Consider the following 19,000-nt stretch of genomic DNA (forward strand, 5'->3'; position numbering starts at 1 on the left):
GGCCTATTGGGCCTTCATGCTTACGGATGGCGCGCTGCGGATGCTGGTGCTGCTGCACTTCCATACGCTGGGGTTTTCACCGGTTCAGCTGGCGTATTTGTTCGTGCTCTACGAGATCGCCGGGATGGTGACGAACCTCTCCGCCGGATGGATCGCGGCGCGCTTCGGGTTGGTGAGCACGCTGTACGCGGGCCTCGGATTGCAGGTGGTGGCACTGCTGGCGTTGACGCTGCTCGATCCGGGCTGGGCGGTTGGCGCCTCGGTCGCCTTCGTGATGTGCGTGCAGGGGGCGAGCGGGGTGGCGAAGGATTTGGCGAAGATGTCGTCCAAATCCGCCGTGAAGCTGCTAGCGCCAGCGGAGAAGGGCGGGCTTTTCAGGTGGGTGGCGGTGCTGACCGGCTCGAAGAACGCGGTGAAGGGCCTTGGCTTTCTGCTCGGCTCGGCGCTGCTGGCGATTGTCGGCTTCACCGGGGCGGTGTTGGCGATGGCCGTGGTTCTGGCGGCGATCTTGGCTGCGATCGTGGTGCTGATGCCGAGCGGGCTGCCGACGGGACGGAAGGGGGCGAAGTTCTCGGAGGTGTTCTCGAAGTCGGCCAACGTCAACTGGCTCTCCGCCGCGCGGGTGTTCCTGTTCGGCGCGCGGGACGTGTGGTTCGTGGTCGGCATTCCGATCTACTTCTATGCCGTGCTGTCTGACGGAACCGAGGCGGGCAACCGGGCCGCGTTCTTCATGATCGGGACGTTCATGGCGCTCTGGGTGATCCTCTATGGCGCGGTGCAGGCTGCCGCGCCGAGGCTGCTGCGCGCGGCCTCGCGGGATGAGGCGGATCTGGTGCGCGCGGCCCGCAGCTGGGCCGGGGCGCTGACCCTCGTGCCCGCCGCGCTGGCCGCCGCGGTGCTGGCCGCGCCCGGGCCGCAGCTGTGGCTGACGGGCACGCTGGTGGCCGGGCTGCTGGCGTTCGGGGCAATCTTTGCCGTCAACTCCTCGCTCCACAGCTACCTGATCCTCGCCTTCACCAAGTCGGAGCGGGTGACGATGGATGTGGGCTTCTACTACATGGCCAATGCGGGCGGACGGCTCTTAGGCACGGTGCTCTCGGGGCTGACCTACCAGATCGGCGGGCTGGCGCTCGTGCTCGGCACCGCCGCCGCAATGGTGGCACTGGCCGCGCTGCTCTCTGGCCGATTGGACGCGGAGGCGGTGGCGGCATGAGCGTTTTCGAGCGGTATCTGACCCTTTGGGTCGCGCTGGCCATGGCGGGCGGCATTGCCCTTGGCGCGGCCTTGCCGGGGCTGGTGGAATTGGTCGCGGCGGCGGAGGTGGCGCGGGTCAACCTCGTGGTGGCCGTGCTGATCTGGGCGATGGTCTACCCGATGATGGTGGGCGTGGACCCTGCGGCGCTGAAGACGGCGGTGAAGCAGCCCAAGGGGCTGGCGATCACCCTGGCGGTGAACTGGCTGATCAAGCCCTTCACGATGGCATTGCTGGCGGTGCTGTTCTTCGACCATGCCTTTGCCCCGTGGATCGCGCCGGAGGACGCGGCGCAATACACCGCCGGGCTGATCCTGCTGGGCGCGGCGCCCTGCACGGCGATGGTTTTCGTGTGGTCGCAACTGACCCGGGGCGACGAGAACTACACCCTGCTGCAGGTCAGCGTGAACGATGTGGTGATGGTCTTCGCCTTTGCCCCCATCGTCGCCTTCTTGCTCGGCGTAACCGATATCGAGGTACCGTGGGAGACCCTGCTGCTCTCGGTGCTCCTCTTCGTGCTGCTGCCGCTGGTGGCCGGGGTATTCACCCGCAAGCGGTTGGCCACGCCAGAGCGGATTGCCGGATTTCAGACGCGGGTGAAGCCGTGGTCGGTGATCGGGCTGATCGCCACCGTGGCGATCCTCTTCGCGCTACAGGGCAGCACCATCCTCGAGCGGCCGCAGGTGATTGCGCTGATCGCGGTGCCTATCGTGATCCAGAGTTACGGGATCTTTGTGGTGGCCTATGCCGCCGCCTTCGCGCTGAAGGTACCGCACCGGATTGCCGCGCCCTGCGCGCTGATTGGCACCTCCAACTTTTTCGAGCTGGCGGTGGCGGTGGCGATCTCGCTCTTCGGGCTGAACTCGGGCGCGGCACTCGCCACGGTGGTGGGCGTGCTGGTGGAAGTGCCGGTGATGCTCTCGCTGGTGGGCTTCGCAAACCGGACGCGGAGCCGGTTCAGCGCGGTATGACGCCTCAGTGCGACCAGGGCTCGCGGCGAGCGGTGGCGAAGTTTTCGCCGTAGCCGCCCGGGCGGATCTTGGGCTTGCGCTTTTGCGGCTCGGTCACCTGCACCTCGATGCCGTGCTCCTTGGCATAGTCCAGCGCCTCCTCCTTGGAGGAAAACCGGAGCCGCACCTGAGCCTGCGTGTCGCCCGAGCCGGTCCAGCCCATGAGCGGATCAAGCTCACGGCTCTCGGCGGGGGCATAATCGAGCACCCAGCCCTTGGTCTTGGCGGTGCCGGATTGCATGGCCGTCTTGGCGGGCTGGTAGATGCGGGCGCGCATGGGCGGATCTCCTGGCTCTGTGCGCCTGACATATGGGCGAAAATCCCGGTGCCGCGCAAGGAGAAAGCCGGGAAAATGCCCCAGAGAGCCACCCTGACAGGCTCCTGACATGAAGGTGTCAGGAGCGGGGGTTGAACCTTTGGCCTGAGGACGCACATTGGGAGCAAAGGAGCGCCGCCCCATGCCCTATGCCCATAACGATGGCTCCGAGAGCCAGCCGCCGATCCTGCACTCCCCTGCCCCCGACGTGAAGACGCGGGAGAAGCTGGAGGGCGGGAAGGCCTTTGTCATGCACACGGAGTTTGCCCCGGCGGGAGACCAGCCGACAGCGATCGTGGAGCTTTCGGAGGGGGTAAAGGGCGGCGAGCGTGACCAGGTGCTGCTGGGTGCCACAGGCACGGGCAAGACCTTCACCATGGCGAAGGTGATCGAGGAAACCCAGCGCCCGGCGATCATCCTCGCGCCGAACAAGACGCTGGCGGCCCAGCTCTATGGCGAGTTCAAAGGGTTCTTCCCGGACAACGCGGTGGAGTATTTCGTTTCCTACTACGACTACTACCAGCCCGAGGCCTACGTCCCGCGCTCTGACACCTATATCGAGAAGGAATCGCAGATCAACGAGCAGATCGACCGGATGCGCCACTCGGCCACCCGGGCGCTGTTGGAGCGCGACGATGTGATCATCGTTGCCTCGGTGTCCTGCATCTACGGCATCGGCTCGGTCGAGACCTATGGCGCGATGACGCAGGACCTGCATGTCGGCAAGGACTACGACCAGCGCAAGGTGATCGCCGACCTCGTGGCCCAGCAGTACCGCCGCAACGATCAGGCTTTTCAGCGCGGCAGCTTCCGGGTGCGGGGCGACGCGCTGGAGATATGGCCCGCCCACCTCGAAGACCGAGCATGGCGGCTCTCATTCTTCGGCGAGGAGCTTGAGGCGATGGTGGAGTTCGACCCGCTGACCGGGGAGAAGGCGGGCAGTATGGATCGGGTGCGGATTTACGCGAACTCGCACTACGTGACGCCGAAGCCGACGATGCAGCAGGCGGTCAACTCCATCAAGAAGGAGCTGCGCCAACGGCTGGACCAGCTGGTGGGCGAAGGCAAACTGCTGGAGGCGCAGCGGCTGGAGCAGCGCACCAACTTCGACATCGAGATGCTGGAGGCCACCGGCGTCTGCAACGGGATCGAGAACTATTCGCGCTATCTCACCGGCCGCGCGCCGGGCGAGCCGCCCCCCACCCTCTTCGAGTTCATCCCCGACCATGCCATTGTTTTCGCGGATGAAAGCCACGTTTCGGTGCCGCAGATCGGGGCGATGTACAAAGGCGACTACCGGCGCAAGTTCACCCTCGCCGAGCATGGCTTCCGGCTGCCGAGCTGCATGGACAACCGCCCCCTGAAGTTCGAGGAATGGGACGCGATGCGGCCTCAATCAGTGTTCGTTTCGGCCACCCCGGCGGCTTGGGAGATCGAGCAATCGGGCGGTGTGTTCGTGGAGCAGGTGATCCGGCCCACGGGGCTCTTGGACCCGGTGATCGAGATCCGACCGGTGGATACGCAGGTGGATGACGTGATGGACGAGATCCGTCAGGTCTCGGCCAAGGGTTTCCGCACGCTGGTGACGACGCTGACCAAGCGGATGGCGGAGGACCTCACGGAATACCTGCACGAGCAGGGCATCAAGGTGCGCTACATGCACTCCGACATCGACACCATCGAACGCATCGAGATCCTGCGCGACCTGCGGCTGGGCGCCTTCGACGTGCTTGTGGGGATCAACCTGCTGCGCGAGGGGCTGGATATTCCGGAATGCGGGCTGGTGGCCATTCTCGATGCCGACAAGGAGGGTTTCCTGCGCTCGGAGACCTCGCTGATCCAGACGGTGGGCCGGGCCGCGCGAAACGCCGACGGGCGGGTGATCATGTATGCCGACCGTGTGACGGGCTCGATGGAACGCGCCATGCGCGAGACGGACCGGCGGCGGGCCAAGCAAATGGCCTACAACGAGGAACACGGGATCACCCCGGAGACGGTGAAGAAGAACGTCGAGGACGTTCTGGCGGGGCTCTACAAGGGCGACGTGGACATGAACCGGGTGACCGCGAAGGTGGACTCGGTCGGGACCGGCGCGAACCTGCAAGCCCATCTGGATGCGCTGCGAGTGCAGATGCGGAAGGCGGCGGAGAACCTCGAGTTCGAGGAGGCCGCGCGGCTGCGGGACGAGGTGAAGCGGCTGGAGGCGGTTGATCTGGTGGTGTCATCGGACCCGCTGGCGCGTCAGTCGGCGGTGGAGGCTGCGGTGGAGGCCGGGAAGAAGGCTTCGGGTCGTAGCACCGCCGGACGGCCGGGGCAGCGTGGGGGGAATGTTAAGAGGCGGGGGAGGTAGCTAGCGCAGAAATGTTCTCTCCAGCCACTTGATCACGTCCCTGTGAGCAACCACGTTAACGAATATTAATAATTTGTTAATGTAGGTCGAAATGCTTCGCAAAATAATTTTCGCCATCGCCCTGCTTTCACCGGCTCATCTCTTCGCGCAAGGCTGTCACACCAGTTATCAGGGAGCTTGTGTTCCCATAGCGTCGGACGTCGACTGCGCCGGCGGAAGGGGCAATGGGCCTGCATATGTAAGAGGGCCCGTGTATGTTGTTGGTCCAGACGTCTATGGACTGGATAGAGATGGTGACGGCATAGCCTGCGAAAAATAATGTTTAATAGGATGGGCGAAACACCCACCTTCATCAAAATGAAAGGTTAAATCTCGTCCTTAACGAAGCGAACCTTGCCCTTCCACTTTGCTTCCTGCCACGTCGACCCACCCTTTTAGAGTTGCCCGTGACGCCGTTGTCCGTCGTCGCCTGACCAGTTCGAGCGTTAGGCGTAGAGGGCTATTGGGGCAAACCCACTGGCGAGCCCCGTTCTGCTAGCCTTTAGAAATCAAAGATATCCCCCAGCATCGCGCCCATGCCCTTCTTCTTGCGCTTGCCGTGATACTTGCCGTCCCGGTCCTTGCCATAGCGGCGGTAGTCATCGTCATCATCGTCGTCCCAGTCGCGGGTCCGGCGGTCTTCGTAGGGCGCGCGGCGGGGGTCTTCGCGGCGGGGGGCGGCTTCGGCTGAGCTGCGCTCGATGATCTTGTCGAGTTCACCCCGGTCGAGCCAGACGCCGCGGCAGGTGGGGCAGAAATCGATCTCGATGCCGGAGCGGTCGGCCATGGAGAGAGGGGTTTTGCAGTGCGGGCAGTCCATTGGATTATCCTTGTATCGCGATGCGTTACAGGACAGGTAGGCAGTGCCCGAGCGGTCTTGAAGAGGCGTGGCGAGAGGTCGCGGGGCGATCAGGGGAAAACCGCCGCCACCTCCATCATCACTGGCTCAAAGCTCTTTACCTCGGCGTGGATTGCGCGGTTGCGCTGGCGCATTTCGGGCGTGCGGAGCATGGCCTGAAAGTCCTCCCGCCGCTGCCACTGGCTGTAGTTGGCGATGCGGGTCTGGGCGTCATTCACGTGCAGCGCAGCGGCGATGAAGCCGGGCTGGCGGCTGATCACGTTGGCATAGGCATCGCGCAGCGCGTCGAGCACGTCTTCGCAGGTGCCGGGCGTGACCTCGAAGGTGGTCAGCACGGTCTGGCGGGTGGTGTCTGTGGTGATGGTTGGCATGGGGTCCTCCTCCCTGGCTGGTTTGAGGGTAGCGCAAGGAGGAGGCGCGACAAAGCCCGGCGCCGATTAACTTGGCGCCGGATCACATCACCGGATCACGTGAACGCAGCACTTGGCGTGGCGCACGACGCGGGCGGCGGTGGAGCCGAGGAAGTAATCCTGAAGGCCGGGCCGGTGGGAGGCGATGACGATGAGATCGGCGCCCATGCTCTCGGCCTCCTCGAGGATCGTGCGGCCGGAGTGGCCGGTGACGACCTTGGGGGTCACGGTGGAATGGCTGCCCAGTTTGACGGCGAGCGCCTCGACGACGCTCTTGCGGGCCTCGGTCATCAGCGCCTCGTCGACGTAGGTGGAAGCATAGCTCGGCACCTCCTCGATCACGTGCAGCGCGGTGATGCTGCCGCCGGGCGCGAGCAGGGCCTCGGCGATGTCGAGCGCGCCGCTGCTGTCGCGCCCTTCCTCGAAGGCGATGGGGACGAGAATGTTGGAATACATGGGGTGGTCCTCCTGTCCATGTCTGCTGGTTTCAGGATAGATTGTCCGGGTCGCAGCCACCTTGACCTGAATCATGACAGACCCGATCCGCCCCACCGATGACGAAGCCCGCGCCATGGCACGGGGGCTGCTGGATGAGGCGCGGTTCGGCGCGCTTGGCGTGCTGGAAGGTGGGGCGCCGGTGGTGAGCCGGATCGCGGTGGGGACCGATGCAGGCGGCGGACCGGTGACGCTGGTGTCTTCGCTTTCCGCCCACACGAGCGCGCTGAGGGCAGAACCGGCCTGCTCGCTGATGGTGGGCGAACCGGGCGATAGGGGAGACCCGCTGACCCACCCGCGCCTGTCGCTGCAATGCAAGGCCCGGTTTGTGGATCGGGAGAGCGAGACCCACGCCGCGCTGCGCGCCCGTTGGCTGGAGAGCCACCCGAAATCAAAGCTTTACATCGACTTCGGCGATTTCGGCTTTGTCGCGCTGGAGGTGCAGGGCGCCTTTCTGAACGGCGGGTTCGGCAAGGCGTTCAAACTCACGCCTGCCGATCTGGGCCTCTAGAGCCCCGCGGCGCATCGCGGGGCTCCGGCCTGCCGGTCAGTTCGGGTTGTCGACCCGCCCGGTCACATGCACGCGGCCGGTGCAGGCGCTCTCCCACTCCAGATCGACCTCCTGCTGGGTCGCGCCGCGCTCGACCCGGACATAGGGCATGGACCAGAGCTTGCCGCCGCCGGAGAGGTCGATGGAGTTTTCGGCCACGACGCTCATCACGTTCCGCACCCGCCCGCCGAAGGGCATATAATCGCCAAAGTTCAGCGTCCAGGTGCTGGCGGCGGTGTTCTGGTCAAACTGCAGCATCACCGGGCTCACGGTCATCTGGTTCACGCCGTTGAAGGTGTTGGAGTGGAACTGGATGTTGCGGAAGCGGCCATAGTCGAAGCCTGCGTAGCTTTCATCGACGTTTTCCACCCGGTCGATCGCGCCGTTCACGGTTTTGAACACGTTGTCGGTGCAGGTCAGCCCGTGGATGAAGTGATCGGCCCCGAAGGGTTTGATCACAAAAAAACTGAACCACGGCGCGGCGTTGGTGCAGAAGAAGATGTTGTTCTGCACCGAGAGCGCGCCGAAAGAGTAGCCCGAGGTGTAATCGGGCGTGGCGTCATGCTCGTTGGTCCACTCGATGAAGCTGTTGTCGACGTAGTTGGAGTTGACGGTGGACGACACGTGGACGCTGGTGAAGACGATGCCCGCAGAGCGCAGGCCCTGGTTAACGCTGTCGCCCTGAAACCAGTGGTTGGACTGGATGATGTAGTTGCTGCCGCCGAGCACGAGGAAGTGGAGGAAGCGGACGGCACGGCAATCGCGGATCTTGGCATCGTTGGCATTGATGTTGACCGCGATGGTGGTGCGGTCCTGCACATCCTGGCTGCCCTCCTTGGAGAGAAACTGGCAGCGGTCGATCTGCATGCCCTGACAGGCCCCGCCGATGGAGGTAATGCCGCGGTCCTTGGGTGAGGTGATGTAGCAATCCCGGATCGCAAAGTTCAGACCGTCCTGCGGCAGCATGATCGCGGAGGCCTTGGAGGAGCACTGGAACTCGATATCGGAGAAGACGAACTTGTCCATGTTCACCATGCCGGAGAAATCCAGCATGTATTTGAACCGGGTGAAGGTGAAGTTCTGCGTGCCCGCCGCGCCGTAGAGCGACTTGTTGAGCGTCACCGTCTGGGCGCCGACGTTCTTGGCCTTCACATAGACCTCGCGGCCCACGCCCGCGCCGGTCACGAGGCTGCCGACCTCGATGTTGGCCACGTTGGCCACGCCAGTTAGGGTCTTGTTGTCGGACGTGCTGTAGGTCGCCTGAGAGGTCACCACCGTGTCATCCCAGGCCGTCGAGGTGGAGGCCTGAAACTGGCCGTTGCGGATGACACGGCGGATCAGGAAGGCATCCTGATTGTCGATGGCGGCGTGAATGTCGATCGGCTCGGTGAGGTCCACCTTGCGGCCGCCCATATCGAGGCTGTCGTGATCGTTGAAATTGAACAGCGATTGGACCGCCTTCTTGAAGGCCACCAGCTCGTCGCCGAACGCCGAGATATAGGTGGGCAGGTCGAAATTTTTCTTCAGTGACAGGCGCTTGTTGTCGGGCATGGTGACGGTGCCGACAAAGCGGATGGGGTTGTCGATCGTGATGGTGCTGCCGAGGTAGTAGGTGCCTTCGGGGACCAGAACCGAGCGGCCGTTCGCGGCATCATCGGCGGCGTTGAAGGCGGCGGCATCGTCGGTCACCCCATCACCCATTGCGCCGTAATCGCGCACATCGACCCAATCCATCAGATCGCGCAGGAAGGCGGAGGTGATGTCTTCGACGATCAGGTCGTCGATCCGGATGGTGCCGCCATTTGGGCCGGTCAGGTCGAGGCCGACATGGGCGTAGAGCACCTCGGGCGTCCACGGCATGTTCACGCCCGTCCGGGCCGTGGTGCCGATGATGGCGGAGACCTCGACCACCTCGCCGTAAGACGTGAGACTGACGGAGGGGCCAACCTCATCGAGCCCGGTCACATGGGCGCTGCCCGCGCCGCCGGCCCATGCGGCGATGCGGACGGCGGGCAGGTTGCCGGCCACCGCCTTCACCCGCGCCGTGACCCGCAGGTAGCAGCCCGGCAAAACGGGGGTTTCGCCCATGTAACGCAGCTTCTGGGTGCCGGTGGTCTTGATCAGCTCGAGGCACCCGGCGAAGTCGGCATCCGAGGGCACCAGCGCCGCGTTCGGGTCGCCGTCATATGTGGCGCTGCCCGGCGTGCCGTCTTCCTTGGACCACACGTCCAGCCCGCCCGCGAAAGCCGGCGGCATGAAGACGATTCCGTCGGTGATTGCCTTGTTCATCGCAAAACCCCTTTGTCTGCTCTGGGCCGCTCCAGACATGCGGCCACCACCCGGCACCCGCCGCGCGCGGGCGAGGCAGGTCTCGATTGTGTGTCGATAGGCGGAATGGTCCGGCGCGTGGCCGGTGCGCAGATGTGTTTACGGGGGAAGGTTAAAGGGTTGGTAACCCTGCCGTGCGCTACTCAGGCAGACACGTCAGGCGCGGGGATGAAGCTGACGCCATCAATCAGCCAGCCGCCCTCGCCGCCCGGGATCATCTCGTACTCCAGCGCGTGATAGCGCCCCTCGGCATCGCGGATAGTGACCGTCTGATAGGTGCTGCCGCCCTCTGTCCGCTGGGTGCCAAAGGTGACCGCGCCGGGGCGATGCACCATCGGGTAGCCCTCGCGCACCATCGCGCCGAAGTTCTCGGGAGTGCGGAACATGCCTTGGATCATCGGGGAGGCGAAGGTGAAGGCGCGGGCAAAGTCATCGGCCTCGAAGGCTTCGAGCTGGCTGCCGATCACATCGGGGATGGCGCTGGCCTCTTGCGCCTGCGCCACCGGGGCGGCGAGCAGAAGGGCGAGTGAAAGACCGATGAAACGCATGAGGCTACCTCCCTTGACTTCAAGGAAGGTAGCCCAGCGCGTGGGTTCGGCAAATCAGGCCAGTTCGCCGGCGAGGCCTTTGTCGATCAGCGTCACGGTTTCATCCACGCCGTAGAGCGCGATGAAACCGCCGAACCGCGGGCCCTGATCGGCCCCGAGAAGCACTTGGTAGAGCGCCTTGAACCAGTCCCGCATCGGGTCGAACCGCTCGCGGCCGACCTCGTAGACCACGCCTTGCAGACCCTCGGCATCCTGCCCGCCGTCCCAAGCCTTCAGCTTGTCGCGCAGCTCCTCCAGCGCCTCGCGCTCGGGCTCGGTCGGCGCGCGGAACTGGCGGGTGGGGGCGACGAAGTCCTTGAAGTACTTCACCGCGAAGCCGGCAGCGGCGTCGAGGTCGGGGTGGGTTTCAGGCTCGGCGCCCGGCGCATAGCGGCGGATGAAGCCCCAGAGGGTCTCCTTGTCAGTCGCGCCCGAAACGCTGGCGAGGTTCAGCAGCATCGAGAACGGCACCACCATGTTCGACGCGGGCACCTTGCCCTCGTGGATGTGCCAGACCGGGTTGGCGAACTGCGCCTTGGCATCCTGATCGGGGAAGGCGCGGAGCTGCTGGTGGTACTCGTCCACCATCTTGGGGATCACGTCCCAGTGCAGGCGCTTCGCCGTCTTCGGCTTTTGATACATAAAGTAGCTGAGGCTCTCGGTGGAGGCGTAGGTCAGCCACTCGTCGATGCTGATACCGTTGCCCGACGACTTGGAGATCTTTTGCCCCTTGTCATCGAGGAACAGCTCGTAGGTGAAGTGCTCGGGCTTGCGGCCGCCGAGGATCTCGCAGATTCGGTCGTAGATCGGCGTGTTGGTGCTGTGATCCTTGCCATACATCTCGAAGTCCACGTCAAGCGCGGCCCAGCGGGCGCCGAAATCGGGCTTCCACTGCAGCTTCACGTTGCCGCCGGTCACCGGCATGGTCCACTCGCGGCCATCCTCATCGTCGAAGGTGATGGTGTGGTTCTGTGCATCCACATGCTTCATCGGCACGTAGAGCACCCGGCCAGTCTCGGGGTGGATCGGCAGGAAGATCGAATAGGTCTGCTGGCGCTCCTCGCGGAGGCTCTTGAGCATGACCTTCATCACGTCGTCATAGCGCTCGCAGGCGCGTTTCAGCACCTCGTCGAACCGGCCTTCCTTATAGAACTCGGTGGCGCTGATGAACTCGTAGTCGAAGCCGAAGGTATCGAGGAACCGGCGCAGCATGGCGTTGTTGTGATGGCCGAAGCTCTCGTGGGTCTCGAAGGGGTCGTACACGGAGGTCAGCGGGCGCTGGAGATCCTCGCGCAGGCGGTCCTGATTGGGCACATTGCCGGGCACCTTGCGCATTCCGTCCATGTCATCGGAGAAGCAGATGAGCTTGGTCGGCATGTCCGAGATCACCTCGAAGGCGCGGCGGATCATGGTGGTGCGCAGAACCTCGCCGAAAGTGCCGATATGCGGCAGGCCGGAGGGGCCATAGCCGGTTTCAAACAGCACATAGCCCTTTTCCGGCGGGTTCTTCTCGATGCGTTTGAGCACGGCCCGTGCCTCCTCGAAGGGCCAGGCTTTGCTTTCCATCGCGATGTTCCGCAGGTCGGACATGGGTTTGTGCTTTCTCGTATCAGGTCTGGTCCGGGTCGCGCCCCATGCGCCACCCGCCGCCCGCTCCCTATTGCGGCGTTGCGGCAAGGTCAATAAAACAGGCGCATTGCAGCGGATAAGCAGACGAAAGAGGCCAGACGTGAGCGAAGATACCTCCTCGATGACATCGCAGGACTGCCTCGTGGCGGTGATGATCGCGGTTTCGGCCTCGGACGAGGCGATCCGGACGACAGAACTGCTCACCATCGAGCGGATCGTGAATCATCTGCCGGTCTTCGCGGACTATGACCTCGACCGGGTGCGCGGCGTGTCGGCCACCGTCTTCGATCTCTTCGAGGCGGAAGACGGGCTGGATGCGCTCTTCGGTCTGATCCGGGACGGGCTGCCTGCGCGGCTCTATGAAACCGCCTATGCGTTGGCCTGCGATGTGGCGGCTTCCGACGGCAAGCTGCAGGAGGCCGAGTTGGCCTTCCTTCAGGAGATGCGCTACGAGCTTAACATCGACCGGCTGCATGGCGCCGCGATCGAACGCGGCGCTCGGGCGCGGCACCTCACCATCTGATCATCAAGGCCTGCGGCGGGTAGGCCTTCAGCTTTCAGGCTGCCTCGGTCCTCGCGCCGGATGGAAGCTGCACCGCCTCGGTGCCGCCGATTTCGAGGCTGCGCGCGGCGGTCAGTACGGTGCTGGTGATCGAGCCGATCTTGTCGAGCCGGTCTTCCAGCTCAGACTGGAACTTGTCGAGCTGGTCGATGATCGCAAGGAGGCTCTCGTTATGGTCCGGCAGGCGGGCGCTCTCGATCTTGCACATCATCCGGGTGGTTGAGAGGCCGGCGATCAGGCGCTTCATGTCGCCCACGGCACGGCCAAAGACGATCGCCTCGCGCTCGACGGTGTGCAGATAGTCATCGGCCAATTTACGGTAGATCTGCGAAATCTCATGGAGCAGCGCCTTTTCGGCTGAGCGATCAAGGCCAGTGGGCATCTCTCCGGTCTCGCCGTCGAACTGCACCCGCGCCTCCTCCATCACCCGGGCCGTGGCGCTGAGCATGCGGCTGCGGCTGACAGCATCGCGCAGGGTGGCAAAGGCGCTCTCCTCGCCGAGGATGAACTTGTCGACCCAGTCGGAAATCTCCTTCGACATCGAGCCGTAATTGGACGAGATCGCCGCGATCGGTCCGCCCGAAGCCTCCAGCCGGGAGGCGAGGATGCGCATGTTGTGCGGCACCGCCTCAATGGCATTGAAGGTCTCGCACAGCGCGTTGGTATGGGCGATGGCCTCGTTCACCGATTTGGCCACCTGCGAGAAGCGCAGCCCGCGCTCGCTGGCCTTGCGCCCCAGCTTTACATCCCGCGCAGCGAGTTCCTCGGCGAGGCTTGATGCCATGAAGTGCTCGTAATCAGAGTAGCCCAGAGTCTTGAGACGCGCGACGATTAACTCCGCACTCTCTGCGGGAGTAATCTGCTGCTCCGCCTCGAGCTTGAGAGCCTCGGCATAGGCCTTCGCCACATGGTCGAAAGTTTCTCCCGAAGGCTTGATCCTGACTGACAGGAACCCTCCCCCCGGCAGCGGCGAGGCCAGCGCATAGACCCAGTAGTGCAGCCCGTCGGCAGAGCGGTTCTTCACGTAGCCGGAGACCATGCGCTCCGCCTTCAACCGCTCCCAGAACAGGTGAAAGAAGCCTTTTGGCATGTCGGGGTGGCGGATCACCTTGTGAGGTGCGCCGATCAGCTTGTCCCACGGGTACTCGGACACCCTTTGAAAGATCGAGTTGCCGGACTGAATGACGCCCCGGTCATCGGTGCGCGAAAAGAAAATCTCGTCAAATTCGAATGGCGCCTCGCCCTTGCTGGGACGCTGCCTTTGACCTTCGGGTTCGGACATGGGGCCTCCGCCGCTGCAACGTGGGCGAGCGGACTCACCCCTTTGCACCAGCCTTACGCGACGAGGCTTTTTGAAAGGTTAACCGCGGGCCGGTCAGCCGGAATAAAGCGCGCCCCAGCGCTCGATCAGCCGCAATTGCAGGTTCTTGGCGCGCTTGTTCCACGCGCTCGCCCCCTGCGGGCTCTCGCGTTCGGCCTTGCTCAGGCGATTACGGCGCGGTTCGTCAGCCATGAACATCGCAAAGGCAAGATCGGTGCCATCGGGCGCCCGCACGAACCCTGCAAGGGCAGAGACGAAGTTGAGGGTGCCGGTTTTGGCGACGATCTCAAGCGGGTGGCCGTCGAGCACGTTTCCGGAGGCATTGCGCATCGGGATCGGCTTGAGCATCGGGCGCAGGGCCAGCTTTGGCGCGAGGGTCGTGAGCGCGTCGACCATCTCACGGCAGGAGATCTCGGAGGCATCGCCAAGGCCCGAGTGGTCGACGAACCGCGCCTTGCGGCTGCCCGTGCGAGCCGAGAGCCAGCGGCTCATGTCGCCTGCCGAATCGCGCAGGCTGCGCGGCATGTTCCCGCCCCGTGCGGAGGCGGCCATGCCCACCACCTCGGCGGTGATATTGGTGGAGAATTTCAGCATGTCGCGCATCACGGTCGAAAGTTCGTCGGAGAGCACGCGGGCCAGCACATCGCCACCCGGACGGCGCGAAACCGGGTCGCCAAGCTCCAGCCGAACCCCTTGCGCGGCGGCAAGCGCCTGAAACACCTCGCCCGCATAGGCGCCGGGGTTGCGCACCGGCAGCCATCGGGAGCCGCCCTTGCCCAGCGCGCGGTTGGCGACAGTCCAGCGGTCCACCCCGCCGCGTTGCTCGTAGGTGTAAACCGGCAGGCTGCGGTTGGCGACTTCCATCCGGGCAGAGCGCACCGTGGGGCGATACTTGTCGGAGCGGGCATCCATGGCCACCGAATAGCCGCTGCCCGCGCGCTTCCACTCGAAGTGGACGCGGTTGAAATTGAGGTTCAGCCCGGAGATGCCGGGCGAGTAGCCCACGTGGTCGGGCTGCTCGGGGTCGATGGTGCGCAGGTGGGGCAGCGCCCCGTCGTAAATGCGGAGCCGCCCGGTGGCGCCGGTCACGCCCGCCTGCCGCATCCGCGCGGCAAGGTCAGCGAGGCGGTTGGTGTCGAGCGTCGGATCGCCGGAGCCGGCCAGCACGATATCGCCCTGCACCACCCCGTTTGAGACCGGGCCGGTGGCAATGACATCGGTGGCAAAGCGGAAGCCGGGTCCGAGCCGCTCCATCGCGTAGAGCGCGGTGATCGCCTTGGCGGTAGAGGCGGGCGGCAGGGGCAGCAGCGGGTTGTGCGCCTCCAGCACCTGCCCGGTGCGGGCGTCTGCCACCACATAGCCCACCTTGCCATCGAGCTTGGCGGCCTCGATCAGCGCCTCGGCGGCGGTGGAATGCCGCGCCTGTCCGTTCGAGCCGGAGGGCTTGGAGACGGGCCGGAGCGAGCGCTCGGGCGCCTCGGCAAGCGAACAGGAGGCGGCGGAGGTCAGCAGACCGGCCAGAACGAAACGGCGGGAGAGGGTGGGGGCAGCACTCATGGCGGCGACAAAAGCAAATGCCGCGCCGGGGCTCAAGCCTCCGTGCGCTGTGGCGTAATCACTTCTTTGCAGCCGCCCCGGCAGAGGCGCGGGCGGCGCGGATGGCGGTGGAGGACTGATGGCTCATCGGGATGTTGATGAAGCACCATGCGGGCGGCGCGGCATGGGGGAGCAGGTGCGAGGCGGCGGCGGGCAGGCGGTAGGCGGCAAAGCGCTGCGCCGTCTTCGACATCCGGGCAGTGAGCCGCTGGCCGGGCCGCGCAATGACCCCCACGGGGACGGTGGCCATGATATCCTGCCAGCGGTCCCAGCGGTGAAACTGGGCCAGATTGTCGGCACCCATCAGCCAAGTGAACCGCACGCGCGGGTACAGCCGCTGCAACCCGGCGAGGGTTTCGGCGGTGTAGCGCGTGCCGAGGCGGGCCTCGATACCGCTGACTGTCACGAGCGGATGGCGCACCAGCGCCTGTGCCTCGGCGATCCGGCTCTCCAGCGGCGCGGGGCCACGCGCCTTGAGCGGGTTGCCCGGGCTCACGAGCCACCAGACGGCATCCAGCCCGAAGCGCTTCAGCGCCTCGCGGGTCACGTGCACGTGGCCCTCATGCGCCGGGTCGAAGCTGCCGCCCAGAAGCCCCACCGCCTGCCCTGGCGCCGCATATGGAATATCCCATCTCATCCGGGGCTTGTTGCGCGGTGCCGCAGGGCCAAGTCAATGGAGATCGGGCGTTTTCCGGCTTGACCGGGAAATTTGCCTGACCTAAGTCAGCGATCATGTTGACCGATATCGCCCGCATCCGCCGCTTCAACCGCGCCGTCACCACCGAGACCGGCGCGCTGGACGACAGCTTTCTTGGCCGGGGCCGCCCGCTGGGTGCCGCACGTGTGCTCAACGCCATCGGGCAGGCTGGCGAGGCCGGACGGGAGGTGGGCGGTATTCGCGACTTTCTGGGGCTCGACAGTGGGCTGCTCTCACGGCTGCTGCGCGGGCTCGAGGGTGAAGGGCTGATCGAGGTCGGGCCGCATCCGGACGACGGGCGCAAACGGCTGGCCCGGCTGACAGCGCAGGGGCAAACCGAGTTCGCAGCCTATGAGCAACTCTCCGACGACCGCGCCGCGGGGCTGTTGGCGCACCACCCCCGCCCCCGCGCCCTGCTCGACGCGATGGACCTCGTGGCCTCGGCCCTCGGGCAGCACCGGATCGAGATCATGGTGGAGGACCCGCAGGCCGAAGACAGCCGGTATTGCCTTGAAGAATACTACGCCGAACTCGGCCGCCGCTTTGACACCGGGTTCGATGTGAACCTTTCAAGAGACCCAGATGCGGACTCCATGCGTGCGCCGATCGGCAGCTTCTTCGTGGCCCGCTCCGACGGGTTGCCGGTGGGCTGCGTGGGGCTGAAGGGCGGGCAGGCCTTTGGCGAGGTGAAGCGCCTCTGGGTCGCCCCCGCCGCTCGCGGCCTTCGTCTGGCAACCCGGCTGATGGACGCACTCGAAGCCTACGCCCGCCTCCTGAACATGACGGTGCTCCGGCTCGATACCAACTCCGCCCTGCCCGAGGCTGTCGCGATGTATCGCAACGCCGGATGGGCCGAGATCGACCGGTTCAACGACGACCCATACCCCGACCACTTCTTCGAGAAGGTGCTGTGAGCACGGTCACCACGCGGCCCGCCACGGCAGAGGATGCTCTGGCCATTGCGGCGCTCCACCGGGCCACCCATGCCGAACACTTCGCAATGATCGAAGGCTACGCGGACGAGCCTTGGGACGCGCAGATCACCGCGCATCTGACCGACCCAGAGGCCGAAGCCCCGCCCTTCACCGTGCTGGTCGCGGAACTCGGCGGGCACTTTGCCGGCCACATCGCGATGCACCCGATGCCCAACGTCACTGGCGGCCCGGCGGCGCATATCTCGGATATCTCGGTGCGGGCGGGAGACCGGGGCTATGGGGTGGGCCGTGCGCTGGTGACCGCCGCTGAGGCCGAGGCGGAGCGGCAGGGGTTTTCAGCGGCGCTGGCGATGATCTGGCCCGATAACAAATCCTCGCAGGCCTTCTTCACCGCGATGGGCTATGCCTCGCAGCCCGACAAGGCCCGCGGGATGGTGATCGCGGCAAAACGCATCGGACCGCTTCCGCCAGCAGCCAATCTCGACCGGCTCATGCTGGTCGGCGTCTTCGGCCTATTGGCCTTCATCGCCGCCGCTTTGGGCTTTGGCTGGCTCTCTTAGGGCCAGATACCCCCACATTTCCCGCGCTAATCACGCTGCCGTAACGGCAAGCAGGTGGCGACTCATGCTACCCTTGCGTGCATTGACCCCTCGCCATTTCACCCCGGGAGCTCGACCATGAACCCGATTGACGCCTTCTCGCAGACCCTCAAGATCAACCCCAATGCCGCAAAGCTCATCTCGGCCGGGCTCGGCGTTATGGCCGCAGCGGCCATTCTCATCAGTTGGGGCAGCAACCTCGAAGACCTCCGCCTCGCCGCGACCTATGTGCTGGCCTTTGCCTGTGTGGTGACGCTGCTGGCCTTCATCGCCCGCAACAACCGGATGACCACGGTGCTCTCGTGGATTCTCGTTGCGGGCTTCGGCATGTTCGTGCTGGGGCTGGTGGGCTCGGTCTTCCGGGTGCCGCCGTCGCTGCCGCCAACGCCCTGCTACCTGCGCATTCTCTTCGAGTTGCCGGAGACCTGCATCGAGAACCTGCGCAACACCGACAATGACTTGCGCATCGGCAGCGCCGCACCGGTGCTTGCCCCTATCGCCGGGCCGGAACGGCTGTGGCAGGCGCAGGAGGGTGTGACACCGGTGGCCACCGATCACGCAGGCCACGTGTTCTTGCAGTTCTCCACTCCGATCGACCGTGGCACAGCCACCGGCCTCGCCTCGGCACTCCTTGACCTCGACTGGAACGTGCAGGGCGCGGACAAGGGTGGCGAGTTGGTCGACAAGGGGCCTACCACCAACGAGGTGCGCTACTTCAAGGCGGATGACCGGCAGGCCGCCATCGAACTTGCACAAACCATCCACGGCCTGCACCCAGACACCCCGATCTACGTGCGCGACTTCACCCGGCTTGGCGCCTTTGTGAAAGACGGCACGCTGGAGGTCTGGCTGTCGCAGCCGCTCGACCCGGCAGCCTGAGAAGCACCCCGCCCCACGCAGGGCGGGACGGGGCCTTGGCATCAGAGAAAGGTCACCCTGTCGGGTGCCGGATATGGAGGTGCCTCTGGTGGCAACAGCCCGAGATCGCGCCTGAGATAGTCCGGCACCTCGGCAGCATCTGCGCTTGGCAGATTGGGCTTGCCGCGCCAGAGGCTCAGGTTCAGGCGGCTCCAGGCCTGCACCGGCCCGGTCAGAAATGTTGCAAAACTCAAGGTCATTGCGTTGCTCTCCTTTGGTCAGGAAAGCCGCTCACCGAGACAGACAGATGACATGAACGATAGTTGGGAGCGCATGAAAAAGGCCGCGTCGGAAAGCGGCCTTCGGGTCATGCGATGATGCACTGAACGAACCGCTAGAAGGGGGCTACCCCTGCGAGATATGCGGATCGGTTCATCATCGGTCGCTCCTTGGTCCGATAGGTTTCGGTGCGCGCTTGGTAGCGGGCCGGGTGAGTCGAAGCAATATGCGCGGCGCATATATTTGCCGCACGTGGCACCTTTCCGCCCGATTGCCCTTTGCCGCCGCCTCCCCTATCTGTGCCGCAACACCAGTTTCGCGGAGGATT

General features: G+C 64.9%; 20 protein-coding genes. 9 read left to right on the forward strand and 11 right to left on the reverse strand.

What is annotated here, in order from left to right:
• The first annotated feature begins 16 nt into the window (after positions 1–16).
• Complete coding sequence (arsJ, locus tag KUV38_RS13055; protein WP_410001041.1) at positions 17–1,213, forward strand: organoarsenical effux MFS transporter ArsJ; 1,197 nt, start codon at positions 17–19, stop codon at positions 1,211–1,213.
• Positions 1,210–2,223, forward strand: coding sequence for an ACR3 family arsenite efflux transporter (arsB, locus tag KUV38_RS13060; RefSeq protein ID WP_222470464.1), 1,014 nt, complete (start codon positions 1,210–1,212; stop codon positions 2,221–2,223). Before arsJ ends, arsB begins: the two co-directional genes overlap by 4 nt.
• A gap of 4 nt (positions 2,224–2,227) precedes the next feature.
• Here arsB and KUV38_RS13065 read toward each other — a convergent pair whose 3' ends face one another.
• Positions 2,228–2,539 carry an ETC complex I subunit gene (locus KUV38_RS13065; protein WP_222470465.1) on the reverse strand — a complete coding sequence of 104 codons (312 nt, stop codon included), beginning with the start codon at positions 2,537–2,539 and terminating at the stop codon, positions 2,228–2,230.
• Positions 2,540–2,720: 181 nt separating this feature from the next.
• Between KUV38_RS13065 and uvrB the strand changes: the two genes are divergently transcribed.
• Together uvrB and KUV38_RS13075 are read left to right on the forward strand one after the other, a co-directional pair.
• Positions 2,721–4,928, forward strand: coding sequence for an excinuclease ABC subunit UvrB (gene uvrB / locus KUV38_RS13070; RefSeq protein ID WP_222470466.1), 2,208 nt, complete (start codon positions 2,721–2,723; stop codon positions 4,926–4,928).
• Between the two features lie 91 nt (positions 4,929–5,019).
• On the forward strand, positions 5,020–5,247 hold the full coding sequence (locus KUV38_RS13075; protein WP_222470467.1) for an excalibur calcium-binding domain-containing protein: 228 nt from the start codon (positions 5,020–5,022) through the stop codon (positions 5,245–5,247).
• Between the two features lie 222 nt (positions 5,248–5,469).
• On the opposite strand, the gene KUV38_RS13080 is transcribed toward KUV38_RS13075, so the two are convergent.
• From KUV38_RS13080 to KUV38_RS13090, 3 genes are all read right to left on the reverse strand, one after another.
• Positions 5,470–5,787, reverse strand: coding sequence for a zf-TFIIB domain-containing protein (locus tag KUV38_RS13080; RefSeq protein ID WP_222470468.1), 318 nt, complete (start codon positions 5,785–5,787; stop codon positions 5,470–5,472).
• Positions 5,788–5,876: 89 nt separating this feature from the next.
• Positions 5,877–6,197 (reverse strand): antibiotic biosynthesis monooxygenase family protein, encoded by a 321-nt coding sequence (locus KUV38_RS13085; protein ID WP_222470469.1) that lies wholly within the window; start codon positions 6,195–6,197, stop codon positions 5,877–5,879.
• Between the two features lie 87 nt (positions 6,198–6,284).
• Positions 6,285–6,692, reverse strand: coding sequence for a universal stress protein (locus tag KUV38_RS13090; protein ID WP_222470470.1), 408 nt, complete (start codon positions 6,690–6,692; stop codon positions 6,285–6,287).
• A 73-nt stretch (positions 6,693–6,765) separates the two neighbouring features.
• Here KUV38_RS13090 and KUV38_RS13095 point away from each other — a divergent pair, with 73 nt between their 5' ends.
• Entirely contained in the window at positions 6,766–7,242 is a 477-nt protein-coding gene (locus KUV38_RS13095) for a HugZ family protein (protein WP_222470471.1), read from the forward strand.
• 36 nt (positions 7,243–7,278) lie between these two features.
• Here the strand turns inward: KUV38_RS13095 and KUV38_RS13100 are convergent, their stop codons facing one another.
• The 3 genes from KUV38_RS13100 to KUV38_RS13110 all read right to left on the reverse strand — a co-directional run bounded on the left by KUV38_RS13100 (position 7,279) and on the right by KUV38_RS13110 (position 11,786).
• Entirely contained in the window at positions 7,279–9,570 is a 2,292-nt protein-coding gene (locus tag KUV38_RS13100) for a glycosyl hydrolase family 28-related protein (protein WP_222470472.1), read from the reverse strand.
• A 182-nt stretch (positions 9,571–9,752) separates the two neighbouring features.
• Positions 9,753–10,157, reverse strand: coding sequence for a DUF4864 domain-containing protein (locus KUV38_RS13105; RefSeq protein ID WP_222470473.1), 405 nt, complete (start codon positions 10,155–10,157; stop codon positions 9,753–9,755).
• Between the two features lie 54 nt (positions 10,158–10,211).
• Positions 10,212–11,786, reverse strand: coding sequence for a lysine--tRNA ligase (locus KUV38_RS13110; protein WP_222470474.1), 1,575 nt, complete (start codon positions 11,784–11,786; stop codon positions 10,212–10,214).
• Positions 11,787–11,946: 160 nt separating this feature from the next.
• Here KUV38_RS13110 and KUV38_RS13115 point away from each other — a divergent pair, with 160 nt between their 5' ends.
• Positions 11,947–12,348 (forward strand): tellurite resistance TerB family protein, encoded by a 402-nt coding sequence (locus tag KUV38_RS13115; protein ID WP_222471075.1) that lies wholly within the window; start codon positions 11,947–11,949, stop codon positions 12,346–12,348.
• A 34-nt stretch (positions 12,349–12,382) separates the two neighbouring features.
• Here the strand turns inward: KUV38_RS13115 and KUV38_RS13120 are convergent, their stop codons facing one another.
• From KUV38_RS13120 to KUV38_RS13130, 3 genes are all read right to left on the reverse strand, one after another.
• Positions 12,383–13,669, reverse strand: a complete 1,287-nt coding sequence (locus KUV38_RS13120; RefSeq protein WP_222470475.1) for a PAS domain-containing protein — start codon at positions 13,667–13,669, stop codon at positions 12,383–12,385.
• A gap of 93 nt (positions 13,670–13,762) precedes the next feature.
• Positions 13,763–15,265: a D-alanyl-D-alanine carboxypeptidase/D-alanyl-D-alanine-endopeptidase gene (dacB, locus tag KUV38_RS13125; protein ID WP_222470476.1), complete on the reverse strand. Its 1,503-nt coding sequence runs from the start codon at positions 15,263–15,265 to the stop codon at positions 13,763–13,765.
• A gap of 58 nt (positions 15,266–15,323) precedes the next feature.
• Positions 15,324–15,941: a nicotinate-nucleotide adenylyltransferase gene (locus KUV38_RS13130; RefSeq protein ID WP_222470477.1), complete on the reverse strand. Its 618-nt coding sequence runs from the start codon at positions 15,939–15,941 to the stop codon at positions 15,324–15,326.
• A gap of 95 nt (positions 15,942–16,036) precedes the next feature.
• Between KUV38_RS13130 and KUV38_RS13135 the strand changes: the two genes are divergently transcribed.
• The 3 genes from KUV38_RS13135 to KUV38_RS13145 all read left to right on the forward strand — a co-directional run bounded on the left by KUV38_RS13135 (position 16,037) and on the right by KUV38_RS13145 (position 18,414).
• Positions 16,037–16,915, forward strand: coding sequence for a helix-turn-helix domain-containing GNAT family N-acetyltransferase (locus KUV38_RS13135; protein WP_261385221.1), 879 nt, complete (start codon positions 16,037–16,039; stop codon positions 16,913–16,915).
• On the forward strand, positions 16,912–17,496 hold the full coding sequence (locus tag KUV38_RS13140; RefSeq protein ID WP_222470478.1) for a GNAT family N-acetyltransferase: 585 nt from the start codon (positions 16,912–16,914) through the stop codon (positions 17,494–17,496). Before KUV38_RS13135 ends, KUV38_RS13140 begins: the two co-directional genes overlap by 4 nt.
• Before the next feature lie 117 nt (positions 17,497–17,613).
• Complete coding sequence (locus KUV38_RS13145; RefSeq protein ID WP_222470479.1) at positions 17,614–18,414, forward strand: hypothetical protein; 801 nt, start codon at positions 17,614–17,616, stop codon at positions 18,412–18,414.
• 41 nt (positions 18,415–18,455) lie between these two features.
• Here the strand turns inward: KUV38_RS13145 and KUV38_RS13150 are convergent, their stop codons facing one another.
• A complete protein-coding gene (locus tag KUV38_RS13150; protein ID WP_222470480.1) occupies positions 18,456–18,653 on the reverse strand; it encodes a hypothetical protein in 198 nt (65 codons plus the stop codon).
• Between the last annotated feature and the right edge of the window lie 347 nt (positions 18,654–19,000).

This window comes from Vannielia litorea, assembly GCF_019801175.1.
Lineage (GTDB): Bacteria > Pseudomonadota > Alphaproteobacteria > Rhodobacterales > Rhodobacteraceae > Vannielia > Vannielia litorea_B.

Excerpts from the sequence above, each read along its gene's own strand:
- arsJ (WP_410001041.1), top strand. The coding sequence starts at position 17 with ATGCTTACGGATGGCGCGCTGCGGATGCTGGTGCTGCTGCACTTCCAT.
- arsB (WP_222470464.1), top strand. The coding sequence starts at position 1,210 with ATGAGCGTTTTCGAGCGGTATCTGACCCTTTGGGTCGCGCTGGCCATG.
- KUV38_RS13065 (WP_222470465.1), bottom strand. The coding sequence starts at position 2,539 with ATGCGCGCCCGCATCTACCAGCCCGCCAAGACGGCCATGCAATCCGGC.
- uvrB (WP_222470466.1), top strand. The coding sequence starts at position 2,721 with ATGCCCTATGCCCATAACGATGGCTCCGAGAGCCAGCCGCCGATCCTG.
- KUV38_RS13075 (WP_222470467.1), top strand. The coding sequence starts at position 5,020 with ATGCTTCGCAAAATAATTTTCGCCATCGCCCTGCTTTCACCGGCTCAT.
- KUV38_RS13080 (WP_222470468.1), bottom strand. The coding sequence starts at position 5,787 with ATGGACTGCCCGCACTGCAAAACCCCTCTCTCCATGGCCGACCGCTCC.
- KUV38_RS13085 (WP_222470469.1), bottom strand. The coding sequence starts at position 6,197 with ATGCCAACCATCACCACAGACACCACCCGCCAGACCGTGCTGACCACC.
- KUV38_RS13090 (WP_222470470.1), bottom strand. The coding sequence starts at position 6,692 with ATGTATTCCAACATTCTCGTCCCCATCGCCTTCGAGGAAGGGCGCGAC.
- KUV38_RS13095 (WP_222470471.1), top strand. The coding sequence starts at position 6,766 with ATGACAGACCCGATCCGCCCCACCGATGACGAAGCCCGCGCCATGGCA.
- KUV38_RS13100 (WP_222470472.1), bottom strand. The coding sequence starts at position 9,570 with ATGAACAAGGCAATCACCGACGGAATCGTCTTCATGCCGCCGGCTTTC.
- KUV38_RS13105 (WP_222470473.1), bottom strand. The coding sequence starts at position 10,157 with ATGCGTTTCATCGGTCTTTCACTCGCCCTTCTGCTCGCCGCCCCGGTG.
- KUV38_RS13110 (WP_222470474.1), bottom strand. The coding sequence starts at position 11,786 with ATGTCCGACCTGCGGAACATCGCGATGGAAAGCAAAGCCTGGCCCTTC.
- KUV38_RS13115 (WP_222471075.1), top strand. The coding sequence starts at position 11,947 with ATGACATCGCAGGACTGCCTCGTGGCGGTGATGATCGCGGTTTCGGCC.
- KUV38_RS13120 (WP_222470475.1), bottom strand. The coding sequence starts at position 13,669 with ATGTCCGAACCCGAAGGTCAAAGGCAGCGTCCCAGCAAGGGCGAGGCG.
- dacB (WP_222470476.1), bottom strand. The coding sequence starts at position 15,265 with ATGAGTGCTGCCCCCACCCTCTCCCGCCGTTTCGTTCTGGCCGGTCTG.
- KUV38_RS13130 (WP_222470477.1), bottom strand. The coding sequence starts at position 15,941 with ATGAGATGGGATATTCCATATGCGGCGCCAGGGCAGGCGGTGGGGCTT.
- KUV38_RS13135 (WP_261385221.1), top strand. The coding sequence starts at position 16,037 with ATGTTGACCGATATCGCCCGCATCCGCCGCTTCAACCGCGCCGTCACC.
- KUV38_RS13145 (WP_222470479.1), top strand. The coding sequence starts at position 17,614 with ATGAACCCGATTGACGCCTTCTCGCAGACCCTCAAGATCAACCCCAAT.
- KUV38_RS13150 (WP_222470480.1), bottom strand. The coding sequence starts at position 18,653 with ATGACCTTGAGTTTTGCAACATTTCTGACCGGGCCGGTGCAGGCCTGG.